This is a genomic window from Sphaerisporangium cinnabarinum (assembly GCF_055567015.1).
Map to the genome: position 1 here is coordinate 449,849 of NZ_JBVHRG010000002.1, position 16,274 is coordinate 466,122.

Sequence of the window (16,274 nt, forward strand, 5' to 3'; positions counted from 1 at the left end):
CCGTCCCCGTCGTCGGGCGCTACCGGTTCAGCGCGGCGACGTCGAGGCCGGCCCAGCGCGCGCCGACGCCGCGCACCGTCACGCGCCGCTCCCCCGCCTCGGGCGCGTCGTCCTCCTGCTCCTGCGACGTGCCCACCCCGCCGCGCGGGCGCTCGAGCACGATCTCCAGGCGGTCGCCCGCGAGCGCCTCGACGAGGCCGCTGCCCCACTCGACGACCGTCACGGACTCGTCCAGGCTCGAGTCGAGGTCGAGCGCGTCGACCTCGTCGAGCGACCCGAGGCGGTACGCGTCCACGTGCACGAGCGCCGGACCCCCGACGACGGACGGGTGCTCGCGCGCGACGATGAACGTCGGGGACGCGACCTGGCCGCGCACGCCGAGCCCGGCACCGATCCCCTGCGTGAGCGTCGTCTTCCCCGCCCCGAGGTCGCCCGTGAGGATCACCAGGTCGCCTGCGCGCAGCACCGCGGCGAGGGCGCGGCCGAACGCGCGGGTCGCCTCGGCGTCGGGCAGCACGACGACGCCGCCCGGCGCGTCGTCGGCGGCGGTCCCCCCGGCCGCGGGCGCCGGGGTCGAGAGGTTCGGGTCGTCGCTCACGCGCGGACCGTCCTTTCCGTGCTGTCGTGCGGGTCGCGCGCGAGGAGCGCCCGCGCGCCGTCGTCGAGCACGTGCTTCCCCACGTGCTCGCGCGGCACGCGCGCACCGAGGCGCGTCGTGATCTCGTAGCTGATGGTGCCCGCGGCCTGCGCCCAGTCCTCGGCCGTGGGGATCCCGGCCGATGCCACGCCGTCGCCCGCGCCGAACAACGTGACGACGTCGCCCGCGCGCTCGGTCGCGCCCGGGCCGAGGTCGAGCACGAGCTGGTCCATGCACACGCGGCCCGCGACGCGCACGACGCGTCCGCCGGGCTCCCCCGGGCGGGCGCCGACGAGCACCGGCCCGCCCGGCGCGCCCGCGGGCCCGCCGCCCGACGCGTGGCGCGGGATCCCGTCGCCGTAGCCGAGCGGCACGACGCCCAGCGTCGTGTCCTGCGGCGTCGTGTAGTGGTGCGAGTAGGAGACGCCGTGGCCGCCGGGCACGCGCTTGACCGTCGCGAGGCGCGCCTCGAGCGTCATCGCGGGGCGCAGGCCGAACCGCGACGGCGGCCCGAGCTGCGGCACGGGCGTCATCCCGTACGCGGCCAGGCCGGGGCGCACGAGGTCGTAGTGCGTGCGGGGGGCGGTGAGCGTCGCCGCGGAGTTCGCGAGGTGGCGCATCTCCGGCACGACGCCCGCCCGCGCGGCCTCGCGCACGGCCTCGTCGAGGACGTCGGCCTGCGCGACGACGGTCGGGTGGCCGGGCTCGTCCGCGAACGCCAGGTGCGACCACATCCCGACGACGCGCACGGCACCCTCCGCCTCGGCGCGCGCGACGGCGTCGAGCACGTCCGGCAGGTCGGCCGGCATGATCCCGTTGCGGCCCAGGCCCGTGTCGACCGCGAGGTGAACGCGCGCCGTCCGGCCCGCGGCCCGCGCCGCCGCGACGACCTCGTCGACGGCCCAGCGCGCGGCGAGCGACACGTCGACGTCCGCCTCGACGAGCTCGCGCAGCGGCGCGCCCGGCGGGTAGAGCCACGTGAGCACGCGCGCCCGGTCCGGGCCGACGCCCGCCGCCCGCAGCGCGAGCGCCTCGCCGGGCTGCGCCGTCCCGAGCCACGTCGCACCGCCCGCGAGCGCCCCGAGCGCGGTCGCGACCAGCCCGTGCCCGTACGCGTCCGCCTTGACCACGGCCATCACCTCGGACGACGGCGCCAGGTCCGCGAGCGCACGCACGTTGTCGCGCACCGCCGCCAGGTCGACCACGGCGCGGGCCGGGTGGACGTGGGGGTCCGGGCCGTCGGGACCGCCCGCGCGGGGCGTCGGGGCGGGGTCCGCGGAGGAGCCCGCCCGCGCGCCGGTCGGGACGGTGCCGGGGGCGCCGGCGGGTGTGCCGGCCGAGGTCGTGCGCTGGGTGTCGCTCACGGTCGTCGATTCTCTCACCCGCGGGTCACCACGCGGAGAGCACGCGGTCCGTGGCGAAGCGGCGCTCGCGACCCGTGAACGGGTCCGTGAACGCGAGCGACCGCGAGACGAGCTGGAGCGGGCGCGAGTAGTCCTCGGGCGAGACGTCGTACGGCTCGGGGTAGAAGTTGTCGTGCACGATCGGCACGCCGAGCCGCGCCATGTGCAGGCGGAGCTGGTGCGTCCTGCCGCTGTGCGGCTCGAGCCGGTACCGCGCGAGCCCGCGCGCCGGGTCGGTCTCGACCACGTCGACGCGGCTCTCCGCGTTCGGCTCGCCGTCGACCTCCTCCGCCCGCATGACGCCGCGGCGCTTGACGATGCGGCTGCGCACGGTCGCGGGGAGGTCGAGCGACGGGTCCCACGGCGCGACCGCCTCGTAGGTCTTGCGCACCTCGCGCCGCGCGAAGAGCTCCTGGTACGCGCCGCGCACCTGCGGGCGCAGCGTGAGCAGCAGGACCCCCGCGGTCACGCGGTCGAGGCGGTGCGCGGGGCTGAGCTCGGGCAGGTCGAGGTCGCGGCGCAGCCGCACCAGCACCGACCGCGCGACGTACGACCCGCGCGGGATCGTCGCGAGGAAGTGCGGCTTGTCGACGACCAGCAGGTCGCGGTCCCGGTGCAGCACGCGGACCTCGAACGGCACGTCCGGCTCGACGGGCGGGTCGCGGTAGAGGAACACGAACCCGCGCGGCTCGTACGGCGTGCGCGCGTCGACCGGGCGCCCGCGGCCGTCGACGACCTCGCCCGCAGCGACCTTCTCCGCGAGGCGCGCGGCGTCGTCGGGGAAGCGGTCGCGCACGTAGTCGAGCGTGCGCGGGTACCGCGCGACGCTCTCGGCGTCGTGCGGCAGCACGAGGCGCGTCGGGTTGAGGCCGTCGCGCACGGGGAGGGGGACCACGCCCACCACGGTACCGGCGGTGTCCCCACCGTCGGTGCGGGTCGCGCGCGGTGGGTGCGCGGTCGTGCGCGGGGGGTGCGCGGTCGTGCGCGGGGGGGTGCGCGGTCGTACGCGGTCAGCGCGCGGCGAGCAGCTCCGCGACGACCCCCGGGACCGCGTGCGCGACGTCGAGCGCCGCGACGGGGCCGCCCGGGTTCGCGCGCTCCGCGGCGAGACCGTGCACGACGGCGGCCGCCGCCGCGAGCCGCGCGGCGAGGCCCGGCTCCCGCACGACGCGCTCGGAGTGCGCCGCGAGCAGCGTGCCGAGGACCCCGGCGAGCACGTCGCCCGCGCCCGCGGTCGCGAGCCACGCGGGCGCGTCCGCCTGGGACCACGCGCCCTCCGGCCCGACGACGACCGTCGCCGACCCCTTGAGCAGCACCGTCGCGCCGGTGGCCTCGTGCGCGCGGCGCGCCCAGCGCAGGGGCTCTGCCTCGACGTCGGCCCGTGTCACGTCGTCACCGTGCGCCCGCAGGAGCGTCGCGAGCTCCCCGGCGTGCGGGGTGAGCACGACCGACGGCGGGCACCGGTCGACCAGCAGGGACAGGGCCCCGGCGTCGACGACCGCGGGCACGCGCTCCGGCGCTGCGTCGGTCGTCGACGCGGCGGTCGTCGTCGCGGCGGTCGTCGTCGCGGCAGTCATCGTCGCGGCGGTCGTCGTCGCGGCGGTCGTCGTCGCGGCAGGCGCCGTCGCGGCGGCGAGCGCGATCCGCACACGCTCGTGCTGGCCGCCGTCGTCGACCGGGTCGTCGTCCGGGCCGGGGACCGCCGGGACGCCCGGGCCCAGCACCCAGGACTGGACGCGGCCCGGGGCGGGCACCACCTCGGGGCGGGCCGCGAGCACGGCGCGCGTGGCGTCGTCGGGCCCGCGGTAGCGCACCATGCCCGGACCGGTGCGGACGGCCGCGGTCGTGACGAGCACCGCCGCACCCGGGAAGGTCGGCGTGCCCGCCACGACGCCGACGACGCCGCGCGTGTACTTGTGGTCGGTCGCGCCGGGCACGGACCAGAGCGCGGCGACGTCCGCCGGCTCGAGCCGGCGCACGACCGGCGTCGCGGTCCCTCGGTCGGGGCCGGGCGCGCGGGGTCCGGGTGCGTCGGGTCCGGGTGCGCTCGGGGCGGGTGCGCTCGGGGCGGGCGCGTTCGGGGCGGGCGCGTTCGGGGCGGGTGCGCCGTCGGCGGGCGCGCCGAGGCGCAGCCCGATGTCGACGACCGCGCCGCGCCCCGCGAGGTGCGTCGCGGGCGGCAGGAGCAGCCCCGGCTTGGCGGCGCCGAACGTCACGGTGCGGTCGGCACGCAGCACCGGACCTGGGACCGAGCCGTCGTCGACCCCGATGCCGCTCGGCGTGTCCACCGCGACGACCCACGGGCGACCGAGGCCTTCGGGACCGTGCGCGGGGCCGCCGTCGAGCACCAGGGTCAGGCGCACCACGAGGTCCGCCGCGACCCCGCGCAGCGCCCCGCGGGCGCCGATCCCGACGAGGCCGTCGAGCACGACGTCGGCGCGCGCCGCCTGGGCGGCGACCCGGTCGGCGACGTGCGGGTCGAGGTGGTCGTGGAGGCGGTCGTCCTGACCGCCGTCGTGCGCCGCGCCGTCGGGGCTGCCGACGAGCACCTCGACCCGCCCGCCCGCGTCCCGGAGCGCCGCGAGACCGCCGGCGTGCGCGTGCTCGCCCGTGAGCACCGCGAGCACCTCGACGCCGCGGCGCGCGAGGTACGCGCCCGCGTGCAGCGTGTCCCCGCCGTTGTTGCCCGAGCCGACGAGCAGGACCGCCCGGGCGCCGGTCACGCGCCCGTCGCGACGGCCGCCGTCGGGCAGGGCGACCGACCGCCGTCGGGCGAGGTCGCGCGCGACGACCGTGGCGAGCGCGAACGACGCCCGCTCCATGAGCGGGACGCCCGCGGCGAGCAGGGGCTCCTCGGCGGCGCGGACGTCGGAGACGGACCAGGCTTCGATCATGGCCTCATCCTGCCCACCGGTCGCCGGGGCCGCCTGCGCGCGCGCCCGCGCGCGCCCGGCGTGCCCGGGTCGTCGTGACGGCCGAGGGCTGAGACGGTCCCCGCGGGCGCGCTGCGGGCGGCGCAGGCCCGCATAGGGTGACGAGCATGCGATTCGGACTCTTCATCCCGCAGGGCTGGCGCTACGACCTCGTCGACGTCGCCCCCGAGGACCACTGGAAGACGATGCTCTCCCTGCTCCACTACGCCGACAACGCGGCGGCGGGCGAGCCCCTGCCCGGCGGCGAGTTCGCGTGGGACGGTGTGTGGGTCTACGACCACTTCCACACGACCCCGACCCCGAGCACCGAGGCGACCCACGAGGCGTGGACGCTCATGGCGGCGTTCGCCGCGGCGTCGCAGCGCGTGCGCCTCGGCCAGATGTGCACGTGCATGGCGTACCGCGAACCGACCTACCTCGCGAAGGTCGCCGCGACGGTCGACCACGTCTCGGGAGGCCGTCTCGAGATGGGCATCGGCGCGGGCTGGTACGAGCACGAGTGGCGCGCGTACGGGTACGGCTTCCCCAGCGCGGGCGAGCGTCTGCGCGCGCTCGACGAGGGCGTGCAGATCATGGCGCGCATGTGGCGGACCGGGTCGTCGGGCACGTTCGAGGGCCAGCGCTACCAGGTGGACGGCGCCCTGTGCTACCCGCAGCCGCTCCAGCGGGTCGCGGTCGACGGCGAGGGCGCCGTGCCGAGCATCCCCCTGTGGATCGCCGGCGGGGGCGAGAAGAAGACGCTGCGCATCGCCGCGCAGCACGCCCAGTACACGAACTTCGACGGCTCGCCGGAGGGCTTCGCCCACAAGTCCGCGGTGCTCGAGCAGCACTGCCGCGACCTCGGCCGCGACTTCGGGGAGATCACGCGGTCGGCCAACTACAACGTCGTCATCGGCGAGACCGAGCAGGACGTCGCGGACCGCCTCGCCCGGGTCGAGGAGCACGCCCGCCGGTACTTCCCCGAGAAGGCGGACGACAGCATCGCGTCGTGGCGGGACGGCCCCCTCGTCGGGACGCCGGAGCAGATCGTCGAGACACTCACGGCGCTGCGCGCCCAGGGCCTCGGCTACGCGATCGGCTACTTCCCCTTCGCCGCGACCGACCGCGACCAGCTCGAGCTCTTCCAGCGCCAGGTCATCCCGGCCCTCCAGCTCTGACCCGCGACCTCCCGCCCCCTCCACCCTCCCCCTCCCCGCGCGAACAGGTGGTCCTGGTTCGTCCGGTCGAGGGGACGAACCAGGATCGCCTGCTCGTCTGGCGTGGATCGCATGGTCGACGCCGACCACAGGGAATGCGGCGCCGAGCGTCGTCCACAGATCGCGACGACGAGGCTGCGGTGGCGGCGCACGACCCGCTGTGATCGCCTCATGCACGCACGCACCGCCGTCCCCGCCGAGCTCCTCCGGATCGCGTCCCGGCAGTCGGGACTGGTCACGACCGCGCAGGCCGGTGCAGCAGGACTGTCGCGGGGCAAGGTCCGTGGGCTCGTCGACCGGCGAGAGTGGCGCCGCGCCGCGATGAACGTCTACGAGCTCCGGTCGTCTGCCGTGGCGGGCCTCGACGGCCGACGACGTCGCGCAGCGCTCCTCGGCCTGCTCGCCTACGGCGCGGAGGCCGTCGCCGTCGGCGCCTGCGCCCTGGTGCTGCACGGCGTGGACGGCCTGCCGCACCGGCTCACCCCTCAGGTCGCCCTCGACGAGGCGTCGCGCCGGAGGCATCGCGACGGCGTCCGACTGCGCCAGTTCGACGACGGGATGCGCACGACGACCATCGACGGGTTCCGGGTCGTGACGCTCGACTGGGCTCTCGCTCAGGCCGTCCCGGAGCTTCCCCGTCCCCACGGGCTCGCCGTCCTCGACACGGTCCGGCGCCTCCGACTCCTGGCGCCCGACGAGCTCACCCGCGCGCACGACCTCGCTCGCGGACGGCGAGGCATCGCCACCCGGCACGACCTCTGGAAGCTGTCCGACGGCCGAGCGGAGTCCCCGCTGGAGTCGTTCGCCCGTCTGGAGTGCATCGAGGAGGGTGTGCCGCCAGACACCCTGCAGCTCCCCGTGCGCGACGAGACGGGCGCCGTGGTCGCTCGAGGTGACATGGGATGGCGGCGGCCCGGCGGTCGCTGGCTCGTCGCCGAGCTCGACGGCCGCGAGCACCACGACACCCCCGTCGCGGTCTTCGCGGACCGTCGTCGCCAGAACCTCCTCACCGGCTCGGGCACCGTAGACCTCCTGCGCTTCACGTCGCGCGACCTCGGCCGGGTCGCCGGGACCGTACGCCGCCACCTCGCCGTCTGACGGGCACCTCACCGCCCGACGGTGGGCACACCGCGGTCGACCGGAACCTGCTCGTGGGTCGAGCAGGCGATCCGCGTCGGCCGAGCAGGTGGTCCTGGCGCCTCGGCGATGCAGGACGAGCCAGGACCACCTGCTCGACCGGTGCGCGGGGCGCGGGGCGCGGGGGTCAGCCCTCTGCGACGACCATGGCCGAGGCGATGCCGGCGTCGTGCGAGATGCTCAGGTGCCAGGCCGTGATGCCGAGCGCGTCCGCGCGTGCCGCGACCGTGCCGGTGATCTCGACCTCCGGCGGGCCGCCGACGACGCGGTGCACGGTCGCGTCGTGCCAGCGCATGCCCGCGGGGGCGCCCAGCGCCTTGGCGATGGCCTCCTTCGCGGCGAACCGCGCGGCGAGCGACGCGGGCGGCAGGTCCCGCTCGGCCTCGGTGAACAGCTTCTCGCGGAGCCGGGGCGTGCGCTCCAGGGTCTCCATGAACCGCGCGACGTCCACGACGTCGATCCCCACGCCCTTGATCATGCGTCCACCCTACGGCGGCGACCAGGCCTCCCCGCCTCCACGAGCAGGTGGTCCTGGTCCGTCCGGGAGACCGGACGAACCAGGACCACCTGGTCGACGCGTGGGCGGGGCCGGGAGGGCTACTCGACCGTGACCGACTTCGCGAGGTTGCGCGGCTGGTCGACGTCCAGGCCCTTCGCCGTCGCGAGCGCCATCGCGAAGATCTGCAGCGGCACGACGGCCAGCAGCGGCGAGAGCAGCGTCGGCGACTCGGGGATCCAGAAGATCTCGTCCGCGTAGGGACGCACGGCGTCGTCCCCGTCCTCGGCGATGACGAGCGTGCGCGCGCCGCGCGCCCGGATCTCCTGGATGTTCGAGATCACCTTGGAGTGCAGGCCCTCGCGGCCCTTCGGCGACGGCACGACGACGAACACCGGCTGCCCCTCGTCGATGAGCGCGATCGGCCCGTGCTTGAGCTCGCCCGCCGCGAAGCCCTCCGCGTGGATGTACGCGAGCTCCTTGAGCTTGAGCGCGCCCTCGAGCGCGACGGGGAAGCCGACGTGGCGCCCGAGGAACAGCACCGACGAGGCGTCCTTCATCGACCGGGCGGTCGCGCGCACGTACTCGCCGCGCTCGATGACCGTCTGGATCTTGCGCGGCATCTCGCGCAGGTCCTCGAGGATGGCCGAGATCTCGTCGGGGAACTTGTTCCCGCGCAGCTGCGCGAGGTAGAGGCCCAGGAGGTACGCGGCGGTGATCTGCGACAGGAACGCCTTCGTCGATGCGACCGCGATCTCCGGGCCGGCGTGCGTGTAGAGCACGGCGTCGGACTCGCGCGGGATCGTCGACCCGTGCGTGTTGACGATCGAGATGACCTTCGCGCCCTGCTCGCGCGCGTGGCGCACGGCCATGAGCGTGTCCATGGTCTCGCCGGACTGGGTCACGGCGACGACGAGCGTCTTCTCGTCGACGATCGGGTCGCGGTAGCGGAACTCGTGCGCGAGCTCGACCTCGACCGGGATGCGGCACCAGTGCTCGATCGCGTACTTCGCGACGTGGCCCGAGTACGCCGCCGTGCCGCACGCGACGACGATGATCTTGTCGACCGAGCGCAGCACGGCCTCGTCGATGCGCAGGTCGTCGAGCACGAGCTTGCCCGACGGGTCGGTGCGGCCGAGCAGCGTGTCGGCGACGGCGTGCGGCTGGTCGTGGATCTCCTTGTCCATGAAGGACGAGAAGCCGCCCTTCTCCGCGGCCGCCGCGTCCCAGTCGACCGTGTAGCGCTTCGCCTCGGCGGGGTTGCCGTCGAAGTCGGTCACCTCGACCGACGTCGGGGTGATCGTGACGATCTGGTCCTGCCCGAGCTCGAGCGCCTCCTTGGTGTGGGAGATGAACGCCGCGACGTCGGAGCCGAGGAAGTTCTCGCCCTCGCCCAGCCCGACGACGAGCGGCGAGTCGTGCCGTGCGCCCACCACCGTGTCGGGTGCGTCCGCGTGCACGGCGAGGAGCGTGAAGGTGCCCTCGAGCCGTCGCGCGACCTGACCCATCGCGAGCGTGAGGTCCTTCGTGTCGCGGTACGCCCGCGCGAGGAGCTGCGCCGCGACCTCGGTGTCCGTCTCGGACCGGAACGTCACGCCCTCGGCGAGGAGCTCGGCCTTGAGGGTCGCGAAGTTCTCGACGATGCCGTTGTGGATCAGGGCGAGGCGGCCGTCGTCCGCGAGGTGGGGGTGCGCGTTGGTGTCCGTCGGGCCGCCGTGCGTCGCCCACCGCGTGTGGCCGATCGACGCGGTGGCCGCGGGCAGGGGGTGCGTCTCGATCTCCTGCACGAGGTTCGCGAGCTTGCCCGACTTCTTCGCGAACGCGACAGCGTCGACTCCGGGCGCGACGAGCGCGACCCCGGCCGAGTCGTAGCCGCGGTACTCGAGCCGTCCGAGTCCTTCGAGAGCGACGTCGAGGGGTCGCCCCGAGGCCTCTCCGACCATGGTTCCAGGGCCCACGTAGCCCACGATTCCGCACATGGTGATCGAGTCTAGCCACGGACCCGTGTCCTTTCGGGGCCGCACGATCTCGCGGTTCTTCGTGAGGTCCGCTGCCTAATCGCCGCGCGGTCCGCGCCGCGTTCGCCGGGCGTGCGACGCGCGCCGCCGCGAGGCTGGTGCTCGTGCCCACCGTCCGGATCGGTCTCTCGGGGTGGCGGTACGCGGACTGGCGCGGACCGTTCTACCCCGTGGGACTCCCCCAGCGCCGCGAGCTCGAGCACGTCGCCTCGCTCTTCCCCGCCGTCGAGCTCAACGGGTCGTTCTACTCGATGCAGCGGCCGTCGTCGTTCGTCGCGTGGCGCGACCAGACGCCCGAGGGCTTCACGTTCGCGGTCAAGGGCCCGCGCTTCGTCACGCACATGAGACGGCTGCGCGACGTGCGGACGCCGCTCGCCAACTTCTTCGCGAGCGGCGTGCTCGCGCTCGGGAGCAGGCTCGGGCCGGTCCTGTGGCAGCTCCCGGCGCGCACCGCCTTCGACCACGACCTGCTCGACGCGTTCCTCACGCTCCTGCCGCGCACCACCGGCGCGGCAGCGCGGCTCGCGCAGGAGCACGACGACCGCCTGCGCGCGCCGGCGTGGACGGAGGCGGACGCGGACCGCCCGCTCGTGCACGCGCTCGAGCCGCGGCACGCCTCGTTCGCCGCCCCCGAGGCGCTCGACCTCCTGCGCCGGCACGGGGTGGCGTTCGCCGTCTCGGACGGCGCGGGCCGGTGGCCGCTCGTCGAGGCGGTCACGAGCCCGCTCGTGTACGTGCGCCTGCACGGGGACCAAGAGCTCTACCGCAGCGGCTACCGGCCGCACGTGCTCGACGCGTGGGCCGAGCGCGTGCGCGCCTGGCACGCCGCGGGCCACGACGTCGAGGTCTACCTCGACAACGACGTCGACGCCCACGCCCCGGCCGACGCGCTCGCCCTCATGTCCCGCCTGCCCGACCTCGCGCTCCCCGGTCCGGGGCCCGCCGTCGAACCGGCGCCGCGCCGCCGTCGCGTAGCACGCAGGCCCGACGACGCGCGCTGAGCAGACCCGCGGAGGACGGCCCCGCGAGGCGTGGTCGGGGCGCGACGGACGTGCCGTGCACCGGCACGGTCGCGCATCCGGCAGAATCGGGCGGGTGTCCTCCCCCGCCGACGACCCGTCCGACCTCCTGCGGGCCCACCTGGCCGCGCCGTCGTCCTCGCCGTACGTCGATCTCGACCGGGCCGTGTGGAGCCGGCTGTCGGAGTCGACGCCGCTGCCGCTGACCGACGACGACGTCGCGCGCCTGCGCGGCCTCGGTGACCCGATCGACCTCGCCGAGGTCGACGCCGTGTACCGGCCGCTGTCGCGCCTGCTCAACCTGTACGTCACCGCGACGTCCGGCCTGCACGAGGCGACGTCGACGTTCCTGCGCGAGGAGACCGGCAACACGCCGTACGTCATCGGCGTGGCGGGCTCGGTCGCCGTCGGGAAGTCGACGACGGCACGCGTGCTGCGCGAGATGCTGGCCCGTTGGCCGGAGACCCCGCGCGTCGAGCTCATCACGACCGACGGCTTCCTCTACCCCAACGCCGAGCTCGCGCGCCGGGGGCTCATGGACCGCAAGGGCTTCCCCGAGTCCTACGACCGTCGCGCGCTCATCCGGTTCCTGTCCAAGGTCAAGGCGGGCCACGCCGAGGTGCGGGCGCCCGTCTACGACCACCTGACGTACGACATCGTGCCGGGGGCCGAGGCCGTCGTGCGCAAGCCCGACGTCCTCGTCGTCGAGGGCCTCAACGTGCTCCAGCCGGCGCGCCCGAGCGCGCACGACGAGTCGACCGTCGCCGTGTCGGACTTCTTCGACTTCTCGATCTACGTCGACGCCCGCACGCGCAACATCCGCCAGTGGTACGTCGACCGGTTCCTCGCGCTGCGTCGCACGGCGTTCGCGCGCCCCGAGTCGTACTTCCGCCGCTATGCCGACCTCACGGACGAGCAGGCGGTGGAGCGGGCGAAGTCGATCTGGGACGCCATCAACGCGCCGAACCTCGAGCAGAACATCCTGCCGACGCGCGGCCGCGCCACCCTGGTCCTCACGAAGGGCTCGGACCACTCGGTGCAGCGCGTCCGCCTGCGCAAGCTCTGACGCGGCCGGCGGCGTGCTGGGCACGCCGCCGGGAACGGTCAGCTCGCGCGGGGTGTCGAGCCCGGTGCGCCCGACGACGTCGCCCCCGACGACCCGGGCGGCACCGTCCCGGGGGCACCCGTCGCGCGCGGACCGGCCGCGGGCTCGCCGCTGGCCGACCCGGTCACCGCCTCGGTCGCCGGGCTCCCGTCGGGCGTCGCGCGCTCGCCGGGCGCGGTCGCGACCGGCGCCCCGCCGGCCGTCGGAGCGGCGTCGGGAGCCGCGCCACCCTCGCCGGCCGGCGCCCGCGGCGTCGGCGGCAGCTCGCCGCGCTGGCGCGCGCGGATCATGAGCACGCGGTCGATGACGAACCCGCTCCCGACGCCCAGCACGATGCCGACGACCATCGCGAGCAGCGGCTCGTGCCCCAGCCACTGGGCGGCGACGAGCCCGATGAGCACCGAGTAGACGGCCCACGTCACCGCCGCGACGCCGGAGAACGCCATGAAGCGACGGCGCGGGTACCCGACGGCACCGGCCGTCATGTTCACCGCGACGCGGCCCACGGGGATGTAGCGCGCGGCGAGGATGAACGACGCGCCCCGGTGCGCGAGGGCACGTTCCGCCCAGGCCACCGCGCGACGCCCACGGGGCGTGCGCAGGATGCGGAGGCGTTCCGTGCCGACGGCGCGGCCGATCGCGAACGCGATCTGGTCACCGGTCCAGGCGCCCAGGGCCGCGACGAGGAGCACGAGGACGAGGTTCGGCTCCCCGGTCGAGTGCGCGGAGACCGCGAGCGTGATGACGACCGACTCGCTGGGGACCGGCGGGAAGAACCCGTCGATCGTCGCGAAGCCGAACAGCGCGGGATAGATCCACACGGACGCCGCGAGGGCGAGAATCCAGTGCTCGAGATTCTCCAGGAAGATCGACACGGCGTCGGGCAACGGCGTCCTCGTTCGTCTGCTGGCGGGGAGGCCAGGCGGGCGGTGGTGGCAGGTCGGTCGTCCTGCACCAGGACAAGCCTACGGAGCGCGAGGACGACGACCATCAGGGAGACCCCCGGTTCACCCCTGAGGACCCCGGCGCGACGGCGCCGCGCCGTTGCCGAGTCTGCCGTGCCGGGCCGCCGCGGGTCGTCATCCCGACGGACGACATCCCGCGGCGGTCGCGTACGTCGTGAGGACCAGGGGTCCGCGGACGCCCGGAGCGCTAGCTCCCGGCGCCCGGGAGCCGCGCGACGCCGAGGGTCGACGACAGCGTGCGCAGGTCGGCGGCGTCGAGGTAGAGCTCGCCCCGCAGGTGGTCCGTCTCGTGCTGGACGATGCGCGCGGGCCACCCGGTCAGCACGTCGTCGAACGGCTCGCCGGCCTCGTCCTGGCCGGTGAGCCGGACGGTGCGTGCGCGCGTCCGCTCGGCCTGCCAGCCGTGCACGGAGAGGCAACCCTCGAAGAAGGTGCGCGTCTCCTCGCCGACGACCTCGTAGCGCGGGTTCACGAGCACCCGGTACTCCAGGGGGCCTCGCTCCCGGTCGTCGTCGACGTCCGGTGCACCCGGGTCCTCGACCACGGCCACCGCGAGGCCGATGCCGACCTGCGGCGCGGCGAGCCCCACCCCGGGCGCCGCGCGCATCGTCGCGTGCATCGCGTCGAGGAAGCGCGGCAGCGCGTCACCGAGCTGGCCCGCGTACGGCACGGCCGGCGTGCGCAGGACGGGGTGGCCGGCCTGCACGATCGGCAGGACGCCGTCGGGGTAGGCGGCGAGGAGCGCGAGGACGTGCTCGCGCAGCGCCTCGTCCACCCCCTGCCGCACGGTCGTGCCCGCCTCGCGTCCCGTCGGTCGTCCCGACGCGCTCACAGGGCGAGCCGCTCGCGCACGACGCCCGCGAGCTGCCCGGCGACCGCGTCGGCCTGCTGCTGCGTCGCCGCCTCGACCATGACCCGCACGAGGGGCTCGGTGCCCGACGGCCGCAGGAGCACGCGGCCCGTCTCGCCGAGCGACTGCTCAGCACCGGCGACCGCCGCCAGCAGCGCCTCGTCGGTCGACGCGCGCGCCTTGTCCACGCCCGGGACGTTGAGGAGGGTCTGCGGGAGCCGCTGCACGACGCCCGCGAGGTCCGCGAGCTTCTGGCCCGTCGCGCGCACCCGCGCCGCGAGCTGGAGGGCGGTGAGCACGCCGTCGCCCGTCGTCGCGTAGCGCGACATGACGATGTGGCCGGACTGCTCGCCGCCCAGGCCGTAGCCGTGGGCGCGCATCTCCTCGAGCACGTACCGGTCGCCGACCGCGGTCTGGACGGTGCTGATCCCTGCCGCGCGCATCGCGAGCAGGAGCCCGAGGTTGCTCATGACCGTCACGACGAGCGTGTCGTGCGGGAGCGCGCCCTCGTCCTTGAGCGCGAGGGCGAGGACGCCCATGATCTGGTCGCCGTCGACGACGGTGCCGCCGTGGTCGACCGCGATGCAGCGGTCCGCGTCGCCGTCGAACGCGACACCGAAGTCGGCCTCGGACGCGACGACGACGGCCTGGAGCTGCTCCGGGTGGTTCGAGCCGCACGCCGCGTTGATGTTGCGACCGTCGGGGCTCGCGTTGATGACGACGACGTCCGCACCGGCCGCGCGCAGCGCCGCGGGACCGACGTCGCTCGCCGCGCCGTTCGCGCAGTCGACGGCGATCCGCAGGCCGGCCAGCGGCTTGTGGTCCTCGTCCGCGCCGATGCTCGACATGAGGTGCTCGACGTACGCGCCGCCCGCACGGCCCGAGTCCGGGGAGATGCGGCCGACGACGCCGTGCGTCGGGCGCTCCCACTCCTGGCCCAGCAGGCTCTCGATGCGGTCCTCGACGGCGTCGTCGAGCTTCACGCCGCCGCGCGCGAGGAACTTGATCCCGTTGTCCTGCATGGGGTTGTGCGACGCCGAGATGACGACGCCGAAGTCGACGTCCATGGTGCTCGTCAGGTAGGCGACCGCCGGGGTCGGCAGGACGCCGACGTCCTTGACGTCGACGCCCGCGCTCGCGAGCCCCGCGATGAGCGCCGCGCCGAGGAACTCCCCGGACACGCGCGTGTCGCGCCCGACGACCGCGCGCGGGCGGTGCCCCTCCTCCTGGCCGCTCGCGAGCACGCGGGCCGCGGCGACGCCGAGGTCCAGCGCGAGCTCCGCCGTCACGTTCCCGTTCGCGAGACCGCGCACCCCGTCGGTGCCGAAAAGCCGTCCCATGGAAGTCCTTCCCCTCGTACCGGACGTACGCCGACCGTACGACCGTCAGCCGCTGCCCGCCGTCGGCGAGCCTTGGTCACCGCTCCTCACAAACGCCGTCGGCCCCGGTGGACGAGGTCCACCGGGGCCGACGAGCGCACAGCGCAGGATCAGCGCTTGGAGTACTGCGGTGCCTTGCGGGCCTTCTTGAGACCGGCCTTCTTGCGCTCGACGACGCGGGCGTCGCGAGTGAGGAAGCCGGCCTTCTTCAGCGCGGGGCGGTTGTGCTCGGCGTCGATCGCGTTGAGCGCGCGCGCGATCGCCAGGCGCAGCGCGCCGGCCTGGCCCGAGGAGCCGCCGCCCGTGATGCGGGCGACGACGTCGAAGCGACCCTCGACGTCGACCAGCTTCAGCGGGGAGTTGACGAGCTGCTGGTGGACCTTGTTCGGGAAGTAGTCCTCGAGCGTGCGCCCGTTGACCTTCCACTGGCCGGTGCCGGGGACGAGGCGCACGCGCGCCACGGCCTCCTTGCGACGGCCCAGGGCCTGGCCGGGGGCGGTGATGCTCTGGCCGCGGCCCGTGGGGGCGGCGGACTCGGAGGTGTAGGTGCTGGGCGTCTCGTCGCCCAGGGTGTCGGTGTCGACGGTGGTCTCGGCCACGGGTGGTGTCCTCGCGTCTCTCTGTGCGCTACGCCTGAGCGGCGATTACTGCGCGACCTGGGTGATCTCGAACGGCTTCGGCTGCTGCGCGGCGTGCGGGTGCTCGGCACCCGCGTAGACCTTCAGCTTGCCGAACTGGGCGCGACCGAGGGTCGTCTTGGGGAGCATGCCGCGCACGGCCTTCTCGACGGCACGCTCGGGGTGCTTGTCGAGCAGGTCGCCGTAGGCGACGGCACGCAGACCACCCGGGTAACCGGAGTGGTTGTAGGCCATCTTCTGCTCGCGCTTGTTGCCGCTCAGGGCGACCTTGCCGGCGTTGATGACGATGACGAAGTCACCGCCGTCGACGTGCGGAGCGAAGGTCGGCTTGTGCTTGCCGCGCAGCAGGGTGGCCACGTGGGTGGCCAGGCGGCCCAGGACGACGTCGGTCGCGTCGATGACGTACCAGTCGCGCTGGACGTCGCCGGGCTTCGGGGTGTACGTACGCACGGTCGTAGCCTTCGTTTCTGTCTCAGGATGTCTTCTTCGACCGCTGAA

The 16,274-nt window shown here is 75.0% G+C and carries 15 protein-coding genes; 4 read left to right on the forward strand and 11 right to left on the reverse strand.

Features of this window, described 5'->3' with window-relative positions; translation table 11 throughout:
- Nucleotides 1–19 precede the first annotated feature (19 nt).
- The 4 genes from tsaE to ACZ4MO_RS05030 all read right to left on the reverse strand — a co-directional run bounded on the left by tsaE (nucleotide 20) and on the right by ACZ4MO_RS05030 (nucleotide 4,934).
- A complete protein-coding gene (gene tsaE / locus ACZ4MO_RS05015) occupies nucleotides 20–517 on the reverse strand; it encodes a tRNA (adenosine(37)-N6)-threonylcarbamoyltransferase complex ATPase subunit type 1 TsaE (RefSeq protein ID WP_074809371.1) in 498 nt (165 codons plus the stop codon).
- A gap of 77 nt (nucleotides 518–594) precedes the next feature.
- Nucleotides 595–2,001, reverse strand: a complete 1,407-nt coding sequence (alr, locus tag ACZ4MO_RS05020) for an alanine racemase (protein WP_175007856.1) — start codon at nucleotides 1,999–2,001, stop codon at nucleotides 595–597.
- A 25-nt stretch (nucleotides 2,002–2,026) separates the two neighbouring features.
- Nucleotides 2,027–2,935 carry a pseudouridine synthase gene (locus tag ACZ4MO_RS05025; RefSeq protein WP_342779526.1) on the reverse strand — a complete coding sequence of 303 codons (909 nt, stop codon included), beginning with the start codon at nucleotides 2,933–2,935 and terminating at the stop codon, nucleotides 2,027–2,029.
- Nucleotides 2,936–3,050: 115 nt separating this feature from the next.
- A complete protein-coding gene (locus ACZ4MO_RS05030) occupies nucleotides 3,051–4,934 on the reverse strand; it encodes an NAD(P)H-hydrate dehydratase (RefSeq protein ID WP_175007855.1) in 1,884 nt (627 codons plus the stop codon).
- A gap of 146 nt (nucleotides 4,935–5,080) precedes the next feature.
- Here ACZ4MO_RS05030 and ACZ4MO_RS05035 point away from each other — a divergent pair, with 146 nt between their 5' ends.
- Nucleotides 5,081–6,130: a TIGR03560 family F420-dependent LLM class oxidoreductase gene (locus ACZ4MO_RS05035; protein ID WP_175007854.1), complete on the forward strand. Its 1,050-nt coding sequence runs from the start codon at nucleotides 5,081–5,083 to the stop codon at nucleotides 6,128–6,130.
- A gap of 210 nt (nucleotides 6,131–6,340) precedes the next feature.
- On the forward strand, nucleotides 6,341–7,267 hold the full coding sequence (locus tag ACZ4MO_RS05040) for a hypothetical protein (RefSeq protein WP_499278622.1): 927 nt from the start codon (nucleotides 6,341–6,343) through the stop codon (nucleotides 7,265–7,267).
- 166 nt (nucleotides 7,268–7,433) lie between these two features.
- Here the strand turns inward: ACZ4MO_RS05040 and ACZ4MO_RS05045 are convergent, their stop codons facing one another.
- Both ACZ4MO_RS05045 and glmS read right to left on the reverse strand, forming a co-directional pair.
- On the reverse strand, nucleotides 7,434–7,784 hold the full coding sequence (locus ACZ4MO_RS05045; RefSeq protein WP_021482029.1) for a holo-ACP synthase: 351 nt from the start codon (nucleotides 7,782–7,784) through the stop codon (nucleotides 7,434–7,436).
- A 119-nt stretch (nucleotides 7,785–7,903) separates the two neighbouring features.
- Entirely contained in the window at nucleotides 7,904–9,781 is a 1,878-nt protein-coding gene (gene glmS / locus ACZ4MO_RS05050) for a glutamine--fructose-6-phosphate transaminase (isomerizing) (protein WP_175007852.1), read from the reverse strand.
- A gap of 143 nt (nucleotides 9,782–9,924) precedes the next feature.
- On the opposite strand from glmS, the gene ACZ4MO_RS05055 reads away from it, so the two are divergent.
- Both ACZ4MO_RS05055 and coaA read left to right on the forward strand, forming a co-directional pair.
- Nucleotides 9,925–10,821, forward strand: a complete 897-nt coding sequence (locus ACZ4MO_RS05055) for a DUF72 domain-containing protein (RefSeq protein WP_175007851.1) — start codon at nucleotides 9,925–9,927, stop codon at nucleotides 10,819–10,821.
- 139 nt (nucleotides 10,822–10,960) lie between these two features.
- Nucleotides 10,961–11,905 carry a type I pantothenate kinase gene (gene coaA / locus ACZ4MO_RS05060; RefSeq protein WP_499278636.1) on the forward strand — a complete coding sequence of 315 codons (945 nt, stop codon included), beginning with the start codon at nucleotides 10,961–10,963 and terminating at the stop codon, nucleotides 11,903–11,905.
- Between the two features lie 38 nt (nucleotides 11,906–11,943).
- Here the strand turns inward: coaA and ACZ4MO_RS05065 are convergent, their stop codons facing one another.
- The 5 genes from ACZ4MO_RS05065 to rplM form a co-directional block, all read right to left on the reverse strand.
- Complete coding sequence (locus ACZ4MO_RS05065) at nucleotides 11,944–12,831, reverse strand: VTT domain-containing protein (protein ID WP_175007850.1); 888 nt, start codon at nucleotides 12,829–12,831, stop codon at nucleotides 11,944–11,946.
- Nucleotides 12,832–13,096: 265 nt separating this feature from the next.
- Nucleotides 13,097–13,741: a peptide deformylase gene (locus ACZ4MO_RS05070; protein WP_499278623.1), complete on the reverse strand. Its 645-nt coding sequence runs from the start codon at nucleotides 13,739–13,741 to the stop codon at nucleotides 13,097–13,099.
- On the reverse strand, nucleotides 13,738–15,099 hold the full coding sequence (gene glmM, locus ACZ4MO_RS05075) for a phosphoglucosamine mutase (RefSeq protein WP_175007849.1): 1,362 nt from the start codon (nucleotides 15,097–15,099) through the stop codon (nucleotides 13,738–13,740). The genes ACZ4MO_RS05070 and glmM overlap by 4 nt, the downstream gene beginning before the upstream one ends.
- A 149-nt stretch (nucleotides 15,100–15,248) precedes the next feature.
- A complete protein-coding gene (gene rpsI, locus ACZ4MO_RS05080; RefSeq protein WP_074808912.1) occupies nucleotides 15,249–15,737 on the reverse strand; it encodes a 30S ribosomal protein S9 in 489 nt (162 codons plus the stop codon).
- A 45-nt stretch (nucleotides 15,738–15,782) separates the two neighbouring features.
- Nucleotides 15,783–16,226 (reverse strand): 50S ribosomal protein L13, encoded by a 444-nt coding sequence (rplM, locus tag ACZ4MO_RS05085; RefSeq protein ID WP_021479847.1) that lies wholly within the window; start codon nucleotides 16,224–16,226, stop codon nucleotides 15,783–15,785.
- Between the last annotated feature and the right edge of the window lie 48 nt (nucleotides 16,227–16,274).